This is a genomic window from Sanguibacter sp. Z6_81, assembly GCF_057180625.1.
In genome coordinates this window covers 119,296-135,943 of record NZ_JBXUFV010000006.1, presented here as the reverse complement: position 1 = coordinate 135,943, position 16,648 = coordinate 119,296, and the positions used below count along the sequence as shown (strand labels likewise).

Below are 16,648 nucleotides of genomic sequence, written 5' to 3'. Positions count from 1 at the left end.
CGTAACGAGCTTCGCAGTGGTGTCTGTTCCTCCCAGTCGGGCTGACGTCCAGAACATTACGTCGACATGAACGCGATGAGCAAGTCCGGGTCCGGTGACCCCCGTCACGGCTGCGCGACAGAGGCGGCGCCGAGCTCGGCCCCGTCCGCTGGCAGCTCGTCGGCGAGCGCCTGCGGCCCGTGCTCCAGCAGCACCGTGAACTGGGCCTCGTCGAGGATCCGCAACCCGAGCTCGCGGGCTTTCGTCTCCTTCGTGCCGGCGTTCTCACCGACGACGACGAAGCTCGTCTTCTTCGAGACCGACCCCGACGACTTTCCTCCACGCGCGATGATCGCCTCCTTCGCGCCGTCGCGACTGAGCCCGTCGAGCGACCCGGTGACGACGACCGTGAGGCCCTCGAGGGTGCGCTCGACCGTCTCGTCGACCTCGTCCTGCGTCCGGACGCCCGCAGCCGCCCAGCGCTCGACGACGTCGAGGTGCCAGTTCCTCCCGCTGTCGCCCGACTCGGCGAACCACTCTCGCACGGCTCCGGCGATCGTCGGGCCCACACCTTCGGTAGCTGCGAGCTCCTCCTCGCTCGCTCCCCGGATCCTGTCCAGCGACCCGAAGGCGCCTGCGAGCGCCCGGGCCGCTGTCGGCCCGACGTGGCGGATCGACAGCGCGACGAGGACGCGCCACAGCGGCTGTGTCTTCGACTTGTCCCGCTGCTCGAAGAACTTCACGGTCGATGCCGTCGGCTTGGACGGCGTCTTGGCCGTCCCCCGCGTCCAGAAGAACGGGACACGCTGCCACGTGCCCGTCGGCACACCCTTGTCCTTCTTCTCACGCCACACGTGGACGTCCGCGAGATCGTCGGCCGTGAGGTCGAAGAACCCCGCCTCGTTCTCGAGCACCGGGACCTGGCGCGGCTCCTCGGCGGTCTCCGGCCGGTTGTGCTCCGGGTCGACGAGCGCGATCGCCGCTTCCCAACCGAGCGCCTCGATGTCGAACGCACCCCTGCCGGCGAGGTGGAAGATCCGCTCCCGCAGCTGGGACGGGCACGACCGCTGGTTGGGGCAACGGATGTCGACGTCCGCCTCCTTCGCCGGCGCGAGCGGCGTGCCGCAGGAGGGGCAGTGCGTCGGCATGACGAAGGGGCGCTCCGACCCGTCCCGCAGCTCGACCACCGGCCCGACGATCTCCGGGATGACGTCACCCGCCTTGCGCAGCACGACCGTGTCCCCGATGAGCACGCCCTTGCGCGCGACCTCGCTCGCGTTGTGCAACGTCGCCATCTCCACGGTGGAGCCTGAGACGAGCACCGGCTCCATGAGCCCGAACGGCGTCACCCGGCCGGTGCGGCCGACGTTCACCTGGATGTCGAGGAGCTTGGTGTTGACCTCCTCCGGCGGGTACTTGTACGCGATGGCCCACCTGGGGGCGCGGCTCGTGCTGCCGAGGCGCCGTTGCAACGCGATCTCGTCGACCTTGAGCACGATGCCGTCGAGCTCGTGCTCGATCTCGTGGCGGTGCGCGCCGTAGTGGTCGATCATCGCCTGCGCGCCGTCGAGTCCGTCGACGACCCTCGTGTGCCCGGACACGGGGATACCCCACGAGGCGAAGAGCTCGTAGGCGTCGGACTGGCGCACCAGGGCCGGGGGCTGCGGCTGGCTCCAGCGCAACGCGCCGACTCCGTGCGCATACATCCGCAGCGGCCGCGCGGCCGTGACGCGTGGGTCCTTCTGCCGCAGGGATCCGGCGGCAGCGTTGCGGGGGTTCGCGAACGGCGCTCGCCCGGCGGCGACCTGAGCCTCGTTGAGAGCGGCGAACTGGTCGACGAGCATGAACACCTCGCCGCGGATCTCGATGAGCGCGGGGTGCGTCGCGGGGTCTCCCCCGAGCCGTTGCGGGATGCTCTCGATGGTGCGGGCGTTGAGGGTCACGTCCTCCCCCGTGCGGCCGTCCCCCCGGGTGACCGCGCGCACGAGACGTCCGTCCTCGTAGACGAGCGAGATGGCGAGGCCGTCGATCTTCACCTCGCAGAGGTAGTGCACGTCCGTCGTGCCGATCTCCCGGTGCACCCGCTCCGCCCATGCAGCGAGGTCCTCGGTGTTGAACGCGTTGTCGAGGCTGAGCATGCGCTCGATGTGGTCGACGGCGGTGAACTCCGTCGAGAAGGTCCCACCGACCCGCTGGGTCGGTGAGTCGGGCACGCGCAGGTCCGGGTGCTCGGCCTCGAGCGCCGCGAGCGCCTGCAGCAGCGCGTCGTACTCGGCGTCGGACACCGTCGGGGCGTCCCGTACGTAGTACGCGAACTGGTGGGCCTCGATCTGCTCGGCGAGGTCCTTCCACCGCGAGCGGGCGTCGCTCAGCCCCGGTGAGGCCTCCACGTCGGTGTGGGGGGCATCCCCGGACGGGATGGTCGACGAGATCCGATCGGCGTCCTGTGTCATGTCGCTCACCGGTACATCATCGCGTGGGGCGCCCACATCGCGCGCCCCGGTACCGGCTCTGGGCAGGATGCCCGACTCCCGCGCGCCCCGTGCCCATCGACCGGAGCGACCGGGCGTCGGTCCCACCTCGTAGGGTGGGCGCCATGAGCACCGAGCACGACATCCCCCTCTCCGACCACCACGGCGCCACGGCGCCGCAGAACGCGCAGCCGCAGTCCGTCGAGGGCCTTCCCGGACCTTCCGGACCCGGTGGCGCGGACCCGTACCTGTGGCTCGAGGACGTCGACGGCGACGAGGCGCTCGCCTGGGTGCGCGCACGCAACGCGGAGACCGACGGCTCGCTCGCGGCGACGCCAGCGTTCGCGCGCACCCGCGATGCGATCGCGGAGGTCCTCGACTCGGCGGAGAAGATTCCCGGAGTCTCGAAGATCGGTGACTTCTACTACAACTTCTGGAAGGACGCGGACCACCCTCGCGGGCTGTGGCGTCGTACGACGCCCGCGGACTACCGGTCCGAGGACCCACGGTGGGAGACGGTGCTCGATCTTGACGCCCTCGCCGAGGCGGAGGGCGAGAGCTGGGTGTGGCACGGTGCGAGCGTGCTCCCGCCCGAACGCCGGCGGGCCCTCGTCGACCTCTCGCGCGGCGGCTCGGACGCCGACGTGACGCGCGAGCTCGACCTCGAGACCCTCGAGCTCGTCCCGCCGGAGCGCGGCGGGTTCTACCGGCCGGAGTCGAAGGGTGGTCTCTCGTGGATCGACGACGACACCGTGTACGCCTACACGGACGTCGGTCCGGGGTCGCTCACCCCGTCCGGTTATCCGCGGACCGTACGGCGGTGGCGCAGGGGCACGCCGCTCGAGTCGGCCGAGCTCGTCTACGAGGGCGAGCCCGACGACATGTACATCCACGCCTACCGGAGCCACACCCCCGGGTTCGTCCGTGACTTCGTCGAACGCTCTGTCGCGTTCTACGACTCCGAGCTGTTCCTCGTCGACGGTGAGGACCTCGTGCGCGTCGAGGTCCCGCGGTCCGCAGAGGTCACCGTCCACCGCGAGTGGATGCTGATCGAGCTCCGTGAGGAGTGGGAGACCGCTGGCCGCGCGCATGCACCCGGGTCGCTGCTCGCCGCGCGGTTCGACGCGTTCCTCGCGGGGGACGCCACGCTGGAACCGGTCTTCGTCCCCACCGCGACGACCTCGCTCGCCGGCGCGACGTGGACCCGGAACCACCTCGTGCTCAACATCCTCGACGACGTGCAGAACCGGCTGGTCGTCCTCACCCCGCCAGCAGGAGGCGCGACCGGGGAGTGGCAGCGCGAACCCCTGCGCGGTGCACCCGAGTTTGCCGCTGTCTCGGTGTCCGCGGTCGAGCGCGACGAGAGCGACGACCTGTGGCTCGTCTCCACCGGTTACCTCACGCCCACGACCCTCTCCTTCGTGACGGTCGGCGAGGACCCCGAGCCCCTCAAGACCTCGCCCGCCTTCTTCGACGCGTCAGGCCTCGTCGTCGAGCAGCACTTCGCCACGTCCGACGACGGCACCAGGGTCCCGTACTTCGTCGTGCGCCCGGCGGACCTCCCGCTCGACGGCTCCGCCCCGACGCTGCTCTACGGGTACGGCGGGTTCGAGATCTCGTTGACGCCCGGGTACTCGGGCACCCTCGGGCGCGCGTGGCTCGCGGACGGTGGGGTCTACGTCGTCGCCAACATCCGGGGTGGAGGCGAGTACGGGCCGCGCTGGCACCAGCTCGCGCTCAAGGAGAACCGGCACCGTGCGTACGAGGACTTCGCCTCCGTCGCACGCGACCTCGTCGCTCGCGGCGTGACGTCGCCCGCCCACCTCGGCGTGCAGGGTGGCTCCAACGGCGGCCTCCTCACCGGGAACATGCTCACCCAGTACCCAGAGCTCTTCGGTGCCGTCGTCATCCAGGTCCCGCTCCTCGACATGGCGCGCTACTCCCACCTGCTCGCCGGCGCGTCGTGGATGGCCGAGTACGGCGATCCGGACGACCCTGACCAGTGGGCGTTCATCCGCACGTTCTCGCCGTACCACCTCGTCGATGCGCGTCGGGCATACCCGCCGGTGCTGCTCACGACATCGACCCGCGACGACAGGGTGCACCCCGGTCACGCGAGGAAGATGGCCGCGCTCCTGCTCGCGACCGGCAAGGACGTCACGTACTACGAGAACATCGAGGGAGGCCACGGCGGAGCGGCGAACAACGCACAGGCCGCGTACATGTCCGCCCTCGCGTATCGCTTCCTGCGTGAGCGGCTCGCCTGACAGGCCGTCAGGGCTGGGGATCTCGGGCGTCGTACGCGAGGAACCGCGGTTGGAGGCGGACGAGCGCGACCACGACGACGATGCAGGCCAGCCCACCCACGACGGCGGCCCAGCCCTCACCCCACCACGAGGACTGCGCCCCGAGGACGAGGTCCCCCAGGCGTGGGCCGCCCGCGACGACGACGATGAAGATGCCCTGGAGCCTGCCCCGCATCGCGTCCGGGGTCGCCGCCTGCAGGATGGTCTGACGGAAGACGGCACTGACCGCGTCCGCGGCACCGCACAGGGCGAGCATGACCGCCGCTGCGACGAGCGCGCCGACGAGCACCGAGTCGGGGGAGGTGCGTCCTGCCAGGACCAGGACAGCCCCGAACCCGGCCACCGCCAGTCCCCACGCCACGATCGCCCACACGACGACGAGGCCCTGCCGGTGGACGCGCGTGAGTCCGCCCGAGAAGAGCCCCGCCAGGAGACCGCCGACGGCGAGCGCCGCCGTGAGCATCCCCGTGGTCGTCTCACCACCACCGATGATGACCACCCCCACCGCAGGGAACAGCACGCGTGGCATCGCGAGGATCATCGCCGCGAGGTCGAGGAGGAACGTCATCCGGACGTTCGGTCGCGTCGCCAGGTAGCGCAGGCCCTCCAGCACCGCCTCCAGCCCGACGCGGCGTCCGCCGGACGGAGCGGCACCGGCATCCACCCCGGCGTCGTCGCCGTGCGCCGCGGTACCGCCGGCGCCGCGTCCGGCCCGGACCGGGGCGCGCTCGGGAGGCATGTCCGGCAACCGCAGGATCGCCCAGAGGGCTGCGGTGAAGCAGACGGCGTCGATCGTGTACACCACCGCGTAGTCCCAGGTGGCGACGAGCAACGCAGCCGCGAGCGGTCCTGCGGTGAGAGCCACGTTCCACGTGATCGTCATGAGTGCGTTCGCCGCTGGCAGGTGCCGGGCATCCAGCAACCGCGGGATGATCGCGGAGCGCGCCGGGTTGTTCACGGCGAACCCGGCTGACTGCAGGGCCACCAGCCCGTAGAGGACCCCGACAGACTCCACGCCGGCCCATGCCTGGGCCGCGAGCACGATGGTCGTGAGCCAGAGCACCGTCGATGCCCCGAGCGCGACGCGGCGCCGGTCGTAGGCGTCCACCAGGGCCCCGCCGTAGAGGCCGAGCACGACGAGCGGGACGAGAGCACAGATGCCCAGCACACCCACCGCGAGGGTGGACCCCGTGAGCGCGTACACCTGGAGACCGACCGCGACGACCGTGAGCTGGGTGCCGAAGTTCGACACCCCCAGGCCCCACCACAGGTGGCGGAACGGCGGGGAGACGCGCAGAGGTGTGGTGTCAGCGAGCAGTCGGGGCACCCAGGGATGGTAGTCGGGCGGCACCCGGAGCGCTCGGTCGGTCGCGCCGCGTGCGCCCCGTCCGTCGCCCCGCGTGCGCCGTCAGCTGGCCCCGCCCTCGTCGCTAGCTCGCGGCGTGCTCCGCGAGCATCGCGCCGGCCCGGACGAGCGAGCTCAGCTCGCCCCGCGCATCCTGCGCGCTGCCGGCGCCGACCGGTCCCCGGGTGAGGGATCCCGCCGCTGCAGCCACGTCGTCGGACCCGACGAGCACGACGCCGTCGAGCCCCGAGGCGGGGAGCCCCATCCGCAGCCACGGGACGCGGACGACGTCGACGAGGCTGCCGATGTCAGCCCCGGCACACTGCGACACGGTGGGACGCGGGAGACCCGCCCAGAACCCCGTACCGCCCTCGACGGCGCGCGCCACGCTCTCCCAGCCGCGCTCGTTCCACCCCGCGGACACGGGTGCGAGGCTCATCCCCACCGCATCAGCGCCCGAGAGGACGGCTGCCTCGATACCGACCCAGGCCGAACCGAGGTGCACGACGCTCGCCGCACCAGCCCCCCGGAGGGTGTCGAGGAAAGGACGAAGGCATTCGACGAGCTCCGGTCCCGCGACCGCACGGAGCCTCGAGTACCCGGAGAAGGTGGGCAGGACACCGGCCGCGACCTGCCCGAGCAGCGTCTCGACCACCTGCACGGTCACCTCCGCGCCCGGGACCTGGGAGCGCAGGGCCGCGAGATGTTCCGCGACCCCCGCCGCGAGCGACAGCCCGAGCTCCCGGACCGCCCCGCGGTCGGAGAGCACGCGGTCACCCCGCGCGAGGTAGAGGGTCGCCGCGAGGGTCCACGGCCCGGTGACCTGGACGGTGAGCGGGCCGCGGTAGCCGTACCCGGCGACCGCGAGGGTGTCGAGGTCCTCCCTGAGGAACGCTCGCGCGCGATCGAGGTCCATGCCGGGTGCGTCGCTGAGCCGCCACCCGTGCGGGCCGAGCTCCACCGGCATGTCCACGAGCAGCGCGCTGCTCCGACCCACCGGGTCCGCTCCCGGACCCCTGGCTGCCAGGACCGGGAGGAAGGGCACGCCCCGCACACCGTAGGGAGTGTCCGCGAGGGTCCCGAGCACGCTCGTCTGGGCTTCGAGGACGTCGGTGCCGGGCCACGGGCCACGGCCGCTCACTCCGGTCACGAGGCGCGCACCCGGGCCCGCGTCGCCGAGACGACGGTCGACTGACCGAGCACCCGGGTGCCTGCGTAGACGACGAGCGACTGCCCGGCAGCGACCCCCCGCAGGGTGGCCCCGACGAGCTCGACCTCCATCCCCGGCGCCTGACCGGGGTCACCCGCAACGGTGCGCGCACGTGCGGGCACCGGGTCTCCGTGGGCCCGCACCTGGACCTCGACGTCCAGCCACCCGCCCGGCCCGGGCACGACATCGGCGGCGAGCCACACGGTCTGGTCGCCCACGATGCGGTCCACCGTGAGGAGCTCCGCCGGTCCGACGACGACGGTCCGCGTCGCCGGCTGCACGTCGAGCACGTAGCGCGGCCGGCCGTCCGCGGCCGGGCGGCCGAGCGCCAGTCCCTTGCGCTGTCCCACGGTGTACGCGTACGCGCCGTCGTGCTCCCCCAGGACTGCGCCGTCAGCATCGACGATCGGACCGGGCTGCGAGCCCAGCCGCTCTCGGAGGTACCCCTGCGTGTCGCCGTCCGCGACGAAGCAGATGTCGTAGGAGTCCGGCTTCGCGGACACGCTCAGCCCCCGTGCCGCGGCCTCCGCGCGGACCTCGTCCTTCGTGGCGAAGCCGCCCAGCGGGAAGATCGCCCGCGAGAGGCGGTCGGGCCCCATCACGGCCAGCACGTACGACTGGTCCTTCGTCACGTTCGGCGACCGGTGGAGCTCCCTGACGGACGTGCCGTCCGGGAGCAGTCGATCGACGGCACGCGCGTAGTGGCCGGTCGCCACCGCGTCGAACCCCAGGGCCTGCGCCTTGTCGAGCAGGGCATCGAACTTGATGTGCTCGTTGCACCGCACGCACGGGTTGGGAGTGCGCCCGGCTGCGTACTCGGACAAGAAGTCCGCGACCACCGTGTCCTCGAACCTCTCCGACAGGTCCCACACGTAGTAGGGGATGCCGAGGATGTCCGCTGCGCGTCGGGCGTCGCCGGCGTCCTCGATGGAGCAGCACCCCCGGGAGCCCGTCCGGAACTGGTTGCGGTTGCGGGACAGGGCCATGTGGACGCCGACCACGTCGTGCCCGGCCTCGACCGCGAGCGCGGCGGCCACCGCGGAGTCCACCCCGCCGGACATCGCTGCCAGGACTCTCATGCCCCAGCCTCCGCGCGGTTCCCCGAGGTGCGGGGACGGCCGACGACGGCCCGCGCGGACGCAAGGCCGGCTGCCCGCGCGCGAGCGACGACGTCGGGCAGGACCTCGAGGAGGAGGTCGACGTCCGCGTCCGTCGAGGTGTGCCCCAGTGAGAACCGCAGAGCGCCGCGCGCATCCTCCTCCTGCACACCCATGGCGAGCAGGACGTGCGAGGGCTGGGGCACGCCCGCCTGGCACGCGGACCCCGTGGAGACCTGGACCCCCGCAGAGTCGAGCAGGTACAGCAGGGAGTCCCCCTCGCAGCCGGCGAAGGTGAAGTGGGCGTTGCTCGGGAGACGACGTGCCGTGCCGAGGGCCGGGCCGCGGAGCGTGGCTCCGGGTACCGTCGCCAGCACGCCCTCGACGAGCCGGTCCCGCAGGGCTGCGAGCCGCTCCTGCCGGGCCTGCACGGTGCTCGTCGCCTCGGTGAGAGCGACCGCGAACGCGCGGATCGCGGCAGCGTCCAGGGTGCCGGAACGCACGGCCCGCTCCTGGCCACCTCCATGGAGGACGGGCGTGAGGTCGAGGGCGCGGCGGGCGAGGAGCGCGCCGACCCCCACCGGTCCCCCGAGCTTGTGCGCGGTGACCGTCATCGCGTCCAGACCGCTCGCCCCGAAGTCGACGGGCAGGTGCCCCGCCGCCTGTACGGCATCGCTGTGCACGGGGATGCCGTGCTCGCGCGCCGCGGCAACGACCTCGGCGACCGGCTGCACGGTCCCGACCTCGTTGTTCGCCCACATGACGCTGATGAGGGCGGTCTCGTCGGCGTGCTCAGCGAGCTCGGCGCGCAGCGCAGCGACGTCGAGACGACCTTCGGCATCCACGTCGAGAAGGACGATCTCCGCTCCGGCATGCTCGGCCATCCAGAACGCGGGGTCGAGCACGGCATGGTGCTCGACGGCCGAGACGAGGATGCGCCGCCGCTCCGGCCGGGCGACGCGGCGTGACCAGAACAGCCCCTTGACCGCGAGGTTGTCCGCCTCGGTCCCCCCACCGGTGAAGATCACCTCGCTGGGGCGCGCCCCGAGCGCTGCCGCGACCTGCTCCCGGGACTCCTCCACCACGCGGCGAGCCGCTCGCCCCGCGGCGTGCAGCGACGACGCGTTGCCGGTCGACTGCAGCTGCTCGGTCAACGCGGCGACGGCCGCCGCAGACATCGGCGTGGTCGCGGCGTGGTCGAGGTAGGCGTCACGGGAAGGGCTCACGGTGCACAAGTCTACGAGCCGCTCCCGTCGGGGACGCTCAGCTCTTCTTGTGCTCCCGGATCGCCTCGGCGGCCTGCGGCAGCACGTCGGCGAGGTCACCCACGACCCCGAAGTCCGCGATCTCGAAGATCGGGGAGTCCGGGTCGTTGTTCACGGCGATGATCACGCCGGACGCCTGCATGCCGCCGCGGTGGTGCGGTGCGCCGGAGATGCCCGCACCGATGTAGACGCGCGGCGCGATCGTCACGCCGGTCTGGCCGATCTGCGCGTCGTGGTCGATCCACCCCTCGTCGACAGCGTCGCGGGTCGCTCCCACAGCGGCACCGAGGGCGTCCGCGAGGTCCTCCACGGGCCCGAAGTCGCCGAGCGTCCCGCGTCCGCCCGCGACGACGTACGCGGCCTCGGCGAGAGCGGGGCGACCGTGGCCGGCACCGGCGGGCTCGTGCTCGGTGCGGGACACGAGCACGGCGGCGGTCGCTGCTGGCGTCGGCTCCACGACGAAGCGCTCGACCTGGACCTCGCTGGAGGCGTCCGCCGGGGCCGCGACGACCGCGTTGGCGCGGACCGTGAAGACCGCGAGCGACGTGACGACCTCGCACACGACGTCCCACGAGCCGGCGAAGACACGCTTGCTGCCCACGTACCGACCCTCGTCGTCACGCCCGACCGAGGTCACGTCGAGCACGAGGCCGGCCCCGGTCGTCAGGGCGAGACGAGCCGCGACCTCCCTGTTCGGGAAGGACGAGGAGAGCAGCACGACGGCCGGCGAGCTCGCTCCGACAGCCGCTACCAGAGCCTCGGCCGCCACCGGCGTGAGGTGCTCGCTGCCCTCGGCGACTCCCACGAGGTCGGCGACGAGCAGCCGCGAGACGCCGTACGCGGCCAGCTCCTCGAGCGTCCGGTCGGACGGCTCGACGAGCGCGACCGCCGTCGTCTCGCCGAGCTCACGTGCTGCGGTGAGCAGCTCGAGCGCTGGTGAGCGCAACCCCTGCGCGGGGGTGTCCAGGAGGACGAGCACGCCAGGTCGGGTGCCGGTGGGGTGTGTCATGGTCGGTGCGTTCCTCACGGGTCAGACGAGATCGTTGCGGACGAGGTACTCGGCGAGCGCCAGGCCGCCCTCGCCCTTGTCCGTCACCAGCTCGACAGGATTGCGAGGCGGGCGCGGAACGCTGGAGACGACGCGAGCGCGGGCGGCCGGGGTCCCGACCGACGCCGCATCGAGCCCGACGGCTGCAAGGTCCCACTCCGTGATGGGAGTGGTGCGAGCCGCCATGATGAGCTTGAAGTTGGGGTACCGCGGGGTGTTGACGTGATCGGTGACGCTGACGACCGCGGGCAGCGGCGCCGTGAGGACCTCCGTCACACCGTCGAGCTCCCGGGAGATCTCGACCTGGCCGTGCTCCACGGACAGTCGACCGGCGAGCGTGAGCTGGGGAAGACCGAGCTCCGCGGAGAGCAGCGCAGGCACCACGGATCCGAGGCCGTCGAGGGCAGCCATGCCGGTGATGACGAGGTCGACGGGCTTCTCCCTGCCGATCGTCCGGATCGCTGCGGCGATGACACGCGCCGTCCCGAACACGTCGGAACCCTCGATGGCGGGGTCCGTCACCCGGATGCCCGTGGGCACACCGAGCTGGAAGGCCTTGCGGATCGCGGCGTCGGACTGCGCCGTGCCGATCGTCAGCGCGATCACCTCGCTGTCGGCCCGCTCGTCCTCGTCGAGCGCCTCGACGAGCTGGAGCGCAGCCTCGAGCGCGTTCTCGTCGAGCTCGTTGAGGGTCCCGTCCTCCGCGCTCCGCACCACCGTCCCCGCGTCGGAGAACCGTCGATCCGAGTGGATATCTGGGACATGCTTGACTGGGACGACGATCCTCATGACCACGGCTCTCTTTCCATCGCGACAATCCGCATGCAGCCTACAGCGCTGCCGATGCGGCGAGACGAAGCGTCCCGCCTGCACCTTCGACCCACGATCGGCGTGAGAAAACTCCATGAACCACCACCACCCGGCCCCCCGGTCCACACACGGAGCCGTCCCGCCCCTCGGCGTCCACCCAGACGCGTCCGGCGTGCGCGTGGCTGTGCTCGCCTCCCACGCGACCGGCGTCGACCTGTGCCTCATCGACCCCGTCGAGCCGAGCGCCGCCCCCGACGGTCCGCGCTTCACCGAGCGCAGGGTCCCCCTCGTCGAGCATAGCTACGGCGTCTGGCACGGGTACGTCCCGGGCGTCCGCGAGGGCCAGCGGTACGGGTTCCGCACGTACGGCCCCTGGGACCCCGCGGCCGGGATGCGGCACAACCCCGCGAAGCTGCTCGTCGACCCCTACGCACGAGGCATCACGGGCCAGCTGGACTTCGGCCCCGTGAGCTACGGTCACGTCACCGAGCCCGGAGCGCTCCCCGGAACCGTCACCGGGGACCCGTTCGGTCCCGCCGACGATCGCGACTCGCTCGCACACGTGCCCCACTCCGTCGTCGTCGGTCCGCGGGACCACCACCCGCCCGTGCGGCGCCCCCACGTCCCGTGGCGGGACACGGTCGTCTACGAGGCGCACGTCCGCGGGCTCACCCGGACCCTCGAGGCCGTGCCCGAGCACCTGCGCGGGACGTACGCCGGGATGGCACACCCCGCGACGATCGCGCACCTCACCACCCTCGGCATCACGACCCTCGAGCTCCTACCCATCCACGCGTTCGTCGACGAGCCGCACCTCGTCGCGAAGGGCCTGACCAACTACTGGGGGTACAACACCCTCGGGTTCTTCGCGCCGCACGAGGCGTACGCCACGAAGCAGTCACGTGACGCCGGGCCGGCTGCCGTGCTCGACGAGGTGCGCGGCATGGTGCACCTCCTCCACGAGGCCGGCATCGAGGTGCTGCTCGACGTCGTCTACAACCACACGTGCGAGGGCGGCGAGCCGGGTCAGCACCTCAGCTGGCGAGGCCTCGACAACTCCGCGTACTACCTGCACGACGGCGGCTCCCCGCTGCACCTCGCCGACGTCACCGGCTGCGGCAACTCGCTCGACTTCCGCAAGCCGCGCGTCGTGCAGATGGCGCTCGACTCCCTGCGGTACTGGGCCGAGGAGGTCGGTGTCGACGGGTTCCGGTTCGACCTCGCCGTGACCCTCGGGCGGGACAGCTCAGGATTCACCTCGAACCACCCCTTCCTCGTCGCACTGCAGACGGACCCGGTGATCAACCAGCTCAAGCTCGTCGCGGAGCCGTGGGACATCGGGCTCGGAGGCTGGCAGACTGGACACTTCCCTGCGCCCATGGCTGAGTGGAACGACCGGTTCCGCAACGCGGTGCGCTCCTTCTGGCTGTCCGACCCTGCCCAGGCAGCCCACGGCCGCCCGGGTCACGGGATCCGCGAGCTCGCCACCCGCCTCGCCGGGTCCGCCGACCTCTTCGGGCACAGCGACCCGCCCCTCGTGCGCGGGCCGGTGGCGTCCGTCAACTACGTGACCGCGCACGACGGCTTCACGATGGCGGACCTCGTCGCGTACGACCACAAGCACAACCTCGCGAACGGCGAGAACGGGCGGGACGGCAGCGACGACAACCGCTCGTGGAACCACGGGCTCGAGGGACCGGTGGCCACCGGCACGGCGGGGATGGAGATCGCTCCGCTCAGGCGCAGGTCCGTCCGCAACCTCATGGCCATGCTCCTGCTGTCCGCCGGCACCCCGATGATCACGGCCGGGGACGAGATGGGACGCACCCAGCGTGGCAACAACAACGCCTACTGCCAGGACAACGAGCTGTCCTGGGTGAACTGGGACCTCTCCCCGTGGCGCAAGGACCTCCTCGAGACCACCCGGTACCTCCTCGAGCTGCGGCGCGAGCACCCGGCGCTGCGCGTCGAGGACTTCTTCCTGGGTCACCCGCGGCCGCAGGACGAGCCCACGCAACCGGACCTCGCGTGGTACGACGCCGCGGGTGAGCCCGTGAGTCACGAGCAGTGGCACGACCCGCACGTGCGGGTCGTGCAGATGCTCCGCCGGGGCCGGCCCGCGCCGCGCGTCGGAGAGAGCGAGCCGCACGTCCTGCTCGTCGTCAACGGGACGCTCGACCCCGTGACGGTCTCCGTGGCCGGGCGTGGCAACAGCGACCGCGACTGGTCGCTCGTGTGGGACAGCGGCTGGGAGAACCCGGCGGAGCGCTCCGGGACGGGCGACGAGCCGGACGCGGCCCTGGCTGCTGGCACCGAGGTGCGGCTCGAACCGCTGAGCCTGCACGTGTACGTCGCCCACGAGATCCGCGCCGAGGGCTGACAGCCGGCGCGGTCCGCTGGTGACGATCCGCTGGTGACGATCCGCACAGCACGACGCCGGGCCGGGAGCGATGCTCCCCGGCCCGGCGTCGTGCTCTCTGCGGGCGCGTCCCCCGCTCAGCGGAGGGCAGCCTGTCGGTCAGGCGTTGGCGACGAGACCCAGCTCGGCGACGTTCGCCAGACCGTCGTGCTTGGGCACGATACGGACCGTGTAACCGAAGGGACCCGACGCGTCGAGGACGACGTCTCCGCCGAACGCGTACCGCCCGTCCTCGTACGTCTCGAGGACGTGGAGCGGCTCCGTGACGAACGACGACATCTCGTCGCTCTCGGAGACCTTGCCGTGGACGACCTGGACCTCGACGTCCTCGGGGCGCAGCGCGCCCAGGGAGACGTACGCGCGCACCGCGAGACGGTCACCGACCTGCGGCGCCTCGCCCAGGCCCGCCGACTCGACGTGGTCGACCCGGACGCCGCTCCAGTCGGCACGTACCGTCTCCTTCCAGCGCGCCAGGTCCTTCGCACCCGCGTATCCCTGACCGTGCAGGGCACGCCCGGCCCACGCCGCGGGGGCGTACAGGCGGGTGACGTAGTCCGCGACCATGCGCGTCGCCTGGACCTTCGGGCCCAGTGTCGCGAGCGTGTGCCGCACCTGCTGCATCCAGTGCTGCGGCACACCGTCCGCTCCGCGGTCGTAGAACCGGGCAGCGACCTGCGACTCGATGAGGTCGTAGAGCGCAGCGGCCTCGAGGTCGTCGCGACGGTCGGCGTCCTCGACCCCGTCGGCCGTCGGGATGGCCCACCCGTTCTCACCGTCGAACCACTCGTCCCACCATCCGTCGAGGATGGAGAGGTTGAGCCCCCCGTTGAGCGCGGCCTTCATGCCCGACGTCCCGCAGGCCTCCAGAGGACGCAGCGGGTTGTTGAGCCACACGTCGCATCCCGGGTAGAGCGTCTGCGCCATCCCGATGTCGTAGTTCGGGAGGAAGACGATGCGGTGGCGCACAGCAGGGTCGTCGGTGAACCGGACGAGCTGTTGGATGAGCCGCTTGCCCTGGTCGTCCGCGGGGTGGGACTTGCCGGCGATGATCAGCTGGACCGGCCGTTCGGGGTGCAGGAGCAGCGCGCGGAGCCGGTCGGGGTCGCGGAGCATGAGGGTGAGCCGCTTGTACGTCGGCACCCGACGTGCGAACCCGATGGTCAGGACGTCGGGCGACAACGCCTCGTCGATCCAGCCGAGCTCCGCCGGGCTCGCGCCGCGCTTGCGCCACGACTTGCGCAGGCGGACCCGGGCGTCGTCGACGGTCTGCGAGCGCAGGTCACGACGCACCCGCCACAGCTCGGCGTCACTGATGGCGTCGCTACGCAGCCACCCTGCACCCGACTCCAGCTCGGACTGGTCCAACCGCGCCGCGGCGAGCTCGCTCAGACGCCGGTCCACCCACGTCGGTGCGTGGACGCCGTTGGTCACCGAGGTGATCGGCACCTCCGTCGGGTCGAACCCGTGCCACAGGCCGTTGAACATCCCCCGGGAGACCTCGCCGTGGAGGATGGAGACGCCGTTCGCACGGCCACCCAGGCGCAGCCCCATGACCGCCATGTTGAAGACCGTCGGGTCGCCGCCCGCGTAGTCCTCCGCACCGAGCCGCAGGATTCGCTCCAGCGGGACGCCAGGGATCTCGTTGGCCCCGCCGAAGTACTGGCTGATGGTGTCGATGCCGAACCGGTCGATACCAGCCGGGACGGGTGTGTGCGTCGTGAAGACGGTCGCTGACCGGACCGCCTCGAGCGCCTCGTCGTAGGTGAGCCCGTGCGTGTTGACGAGCTCGGCGATCCGTTCCACGCCGAGGAACCCGGCGTGCCCCTCGTTGGTGTGGTAGACCTCCGGCTCGGGCGCTCCGGTCAGGCGCGACCACAGGCGCAGCGCCCGGACACCGCCCACACCGAGCAGCAGCTCCTGCTGCAGGCGGTGCTCGCCACCGCCACCGTAGAGACGGTCCGTGACCTTGCGCGCCTGCTCGTCGTTCTCGGGGATGTTCGAGTCGAGGAGGAGCAGCGGGACGCGGCCGACGGCGGCGACCCAGACGTGCGCGTGGAGGGTGCGGCCGCCAGGCAGAGCGATGCTCACCTTCGCCGGTAGACCGTCGTCCTCACGCAGGAGGGTGATCGGCAGGCCGTCCGGGTCGAGCAGGGGGTACTCCTCGACCTGCCACCCGTCGGCGGTCAACGACTGGACGAAGTAGCCCGCCCCGTAGAGCAGACCCACGCCGGTGATCGGCACGCCGAGGTCCGAGGCGCTCTTGAGGTGGTCGCCAGCGAGGATGCCGAGCCCGCCGGAGTACTGCGGCAGGACCTTCGTGATGCCGAACTCCGGAGAGAAGTAGGCGATCGCCTGCGGAAGGTCCTCACCCTCGCCCTGGTACCAGCGCGGCGCGGTGAGGTACTCGCGCAGGTCGGCCGTCTCGGTCCGGACCCGCTCCACGAGGTTCGCGTCCGACGCGAGGACGGCGAGCTTGTCCGGGGACAGCGCACCGAGGAGCGCGACCGGGTCCTCCTTCACCTCCCGCCACAAGATGGGGTCGAGGCTCTCGAACAGGTCCCTGGTGGACGGGTGCCACGACCAGCGCAGGTTGTGCGCGAGCTCGTCGAGGTCCTGGAGGACGGCGGGGAGAACGGTGCGGACGGTGAATCTACGAATGGCTTTCACTCGACCGACACTAGTCAGGATCGACCCCCAG

At 71.8% G+C, this 16,648-nt stretch carries 10 protein-coding genes; 2 read left to right on the top strand and 8 right to left on the bottom strand.

Going from position 1 to position 16,648, the window contains the following annotated elements; genetic code table 11:
• Positions 1-104: 104 nt before the first annotated feature.
• Positions 105-2,432: an NAD-dependent DNA ligase LigA gene (gene ligA / locus AC2AXK_RS14225; RefSeq protein WP_484346054.1), complete on the bottom strand. Its 2,328-nt coding sequence runs from the start codon at positions 2,430-2,432 to the stop codon at positions 105-107.
• Between the two features lie 143 nt (positions 2,433-2,575).
• On the opposite strand from ligA, the gene AC2AXK_RS14220 reads away from it, so the two are divergent.
• Positions 2,576-4,717: a prolyl oligopeptidase family serine peptidase gene (locus AC2AXK_RS14220; RefSeq protein WP_484346048.1), complete on the top strand. Its 2,142-nt coding sequence runs from the start codon at positions 2,576-2,578 to the stop codon at positions 4,715-4,717.
• A gap of 7 nt (positions 4,718-4,724) precedes the next feature.
• Here AC2AXK_RS14220 and AC2AXK_RS14215 read toward each other — a convergent pair whose 3' ends face one another.
• The 6 genes from AC2AXK_RS14215 to AC2AXK_RS14190 all read right to left on the bottom strand — a co-directional run bounded on the left by AC2AXK_RS14215 (position 4,725) and on the right by AC2AXK_RS14190 (position 11,510).
• On the bottom strand, positions 4,725-6,083 hold the full coding sequence (locus AC2AXK_RS14215) for an MFS transporter (RefSeq protein WP_484346047.1): 1,359 nt from the start codon (positions 6,081-6,083) through the stop codon (positions 4,725-4,727).
• 103 nt (positions 6,084-6,186) lie between these two features.
• A complete protein-coding gene (locus AC2AXK_RS14210; RefSeq protein ID WP_484346046.1) occupies positions 6,187-7,251 on the bottom strand; it encodes a uroporphyrinogen decarboxylase/cobalamine-independent methonine synthase family protein in 1,065 nt (354 codons plus the stop codon).
• Positions 7,248-8,390, bottom strand: a complete 1,143-nt coding sequence (gene mnmA / locus AC2AXK_RS14205; protein WP_484346045.1) for a tRNA 2-thiouridine(34) synthase MnmA — start codon at positions 8,388-8,390, stop codon at positions 7,248-7,250. Before mnmA ends, AC2AXK_RS14210 begins: the two co-directional genes overlap by 4 nt.
• Positions 8,387-9,634 (bottom strand): cysteine desulfurase family protein, encoded by a 1,248-nt coding sequence (locus tag AC2AXK_RS14200; protein WP_484346044.1) that lies wholly within the window; start codon positions 9,632-9,634, stop codon positions 8,387-8,389. The genes mnmA and AC2AXK_RS14200 overlap by 4 nt, the downstream gene beginning before the upstream one ends.
• Before the next feature lie 37 nt (positions 9,635-9,671).
• A complete protein-coding gene (locus AC2AXK_RS14195; protein ID WP_484346043.1) occupies positions 9,672-10,682 on the bottom strand; it encodes an electron transfer flavoprotein subunit alpha/FixB family protein in 1,011 nt (336 codons plus the stop codon).
• A 21-nt stretch (positions 10,683-10,703) separates the two neighbouring features.
• Entirely contained in the window at positions 10,704-11,510 is an 807-nt protein-coding gene (locus AC2AXK_RS14190) for an electron transfer flavoprotein subunit beta/FixA family protein (protein WP_484346042.1), read from the bottom strand.
• Positions 11,511-11,625: 115 nt separating this feature from the next.
• Between AC2AXK_RS14190 and glgX the strand changes: the two genes are divergently transcribed.
• Complete coding sequence (gene glgX / locus AC2AXK_RS14185; RefSeq protein WP_484346041.1) at positions 11,626-13,911, top strand: glycogen debranching protein GlgX; 2,286 nt, start codon at positions 11,626-11,628, stop codon at positions 13,909-13,911.
• A gap of 138 nt (positions 13,912-14,049) precedes the next feature.
• Here glgX and glgP read toward each other — a convergent pair whose 3' ends face one another.
• A complete protein-coding gene (gene glgP, locus AC2AXK_RS14180) occupies positions 14,050-16,617 on the bottom strand; it encodes an alpha-glucan family phosphorylase (protein WP_484346040.1) in 2,568 nt (855 codons plus the stop codon).
• Between the last annotated feature and the right edge of the window lie 31 nt (positions 16,618-16,648).

Coding starts and splice junctions, on each gene's coding strand:
- ligA (WP_484346054.1), bottom strand. CDS start 2,432: ATGACACAGGACGCCGATCGGATCTCGTCGACCATCCCGTCCGGGGAT.
- AC2AXK_RS14195 (WP_484346043.1), bottom strand. CDS start 10,682: ATGACACACCCCACCGGCACCCGACCTGGCGTGCTCGTCCTCCTGGAC.
- AC2AXK_RS14220 (WP_484346048.1), top strand. CDS start 2,576: ATGAGCACCGAGCACGACATCCCCCTCTCCGACCACCACGGCGCCACG.
- AC2AXK_RS14190 (WP_484346042.1), bottom strand. CDS start 11,510: ATGAGGATCGTCGTCCCAGTCAAGCATGTCCCAGATATCCACTCGGAT.
- glgX (WP_484346041.1), top strand. CDS start 11,626: ATGAACCACCACCACCCGGCCCCCCGGTCCACACACGGAGCCGTCCCG.
- mnmA (WP_484346045.1), bottom strand. CDS start 8,390: ATGAGAGTCCTGGCAGCGATGTCCGGCGGGGTGGACTCCGCGGTGGCC.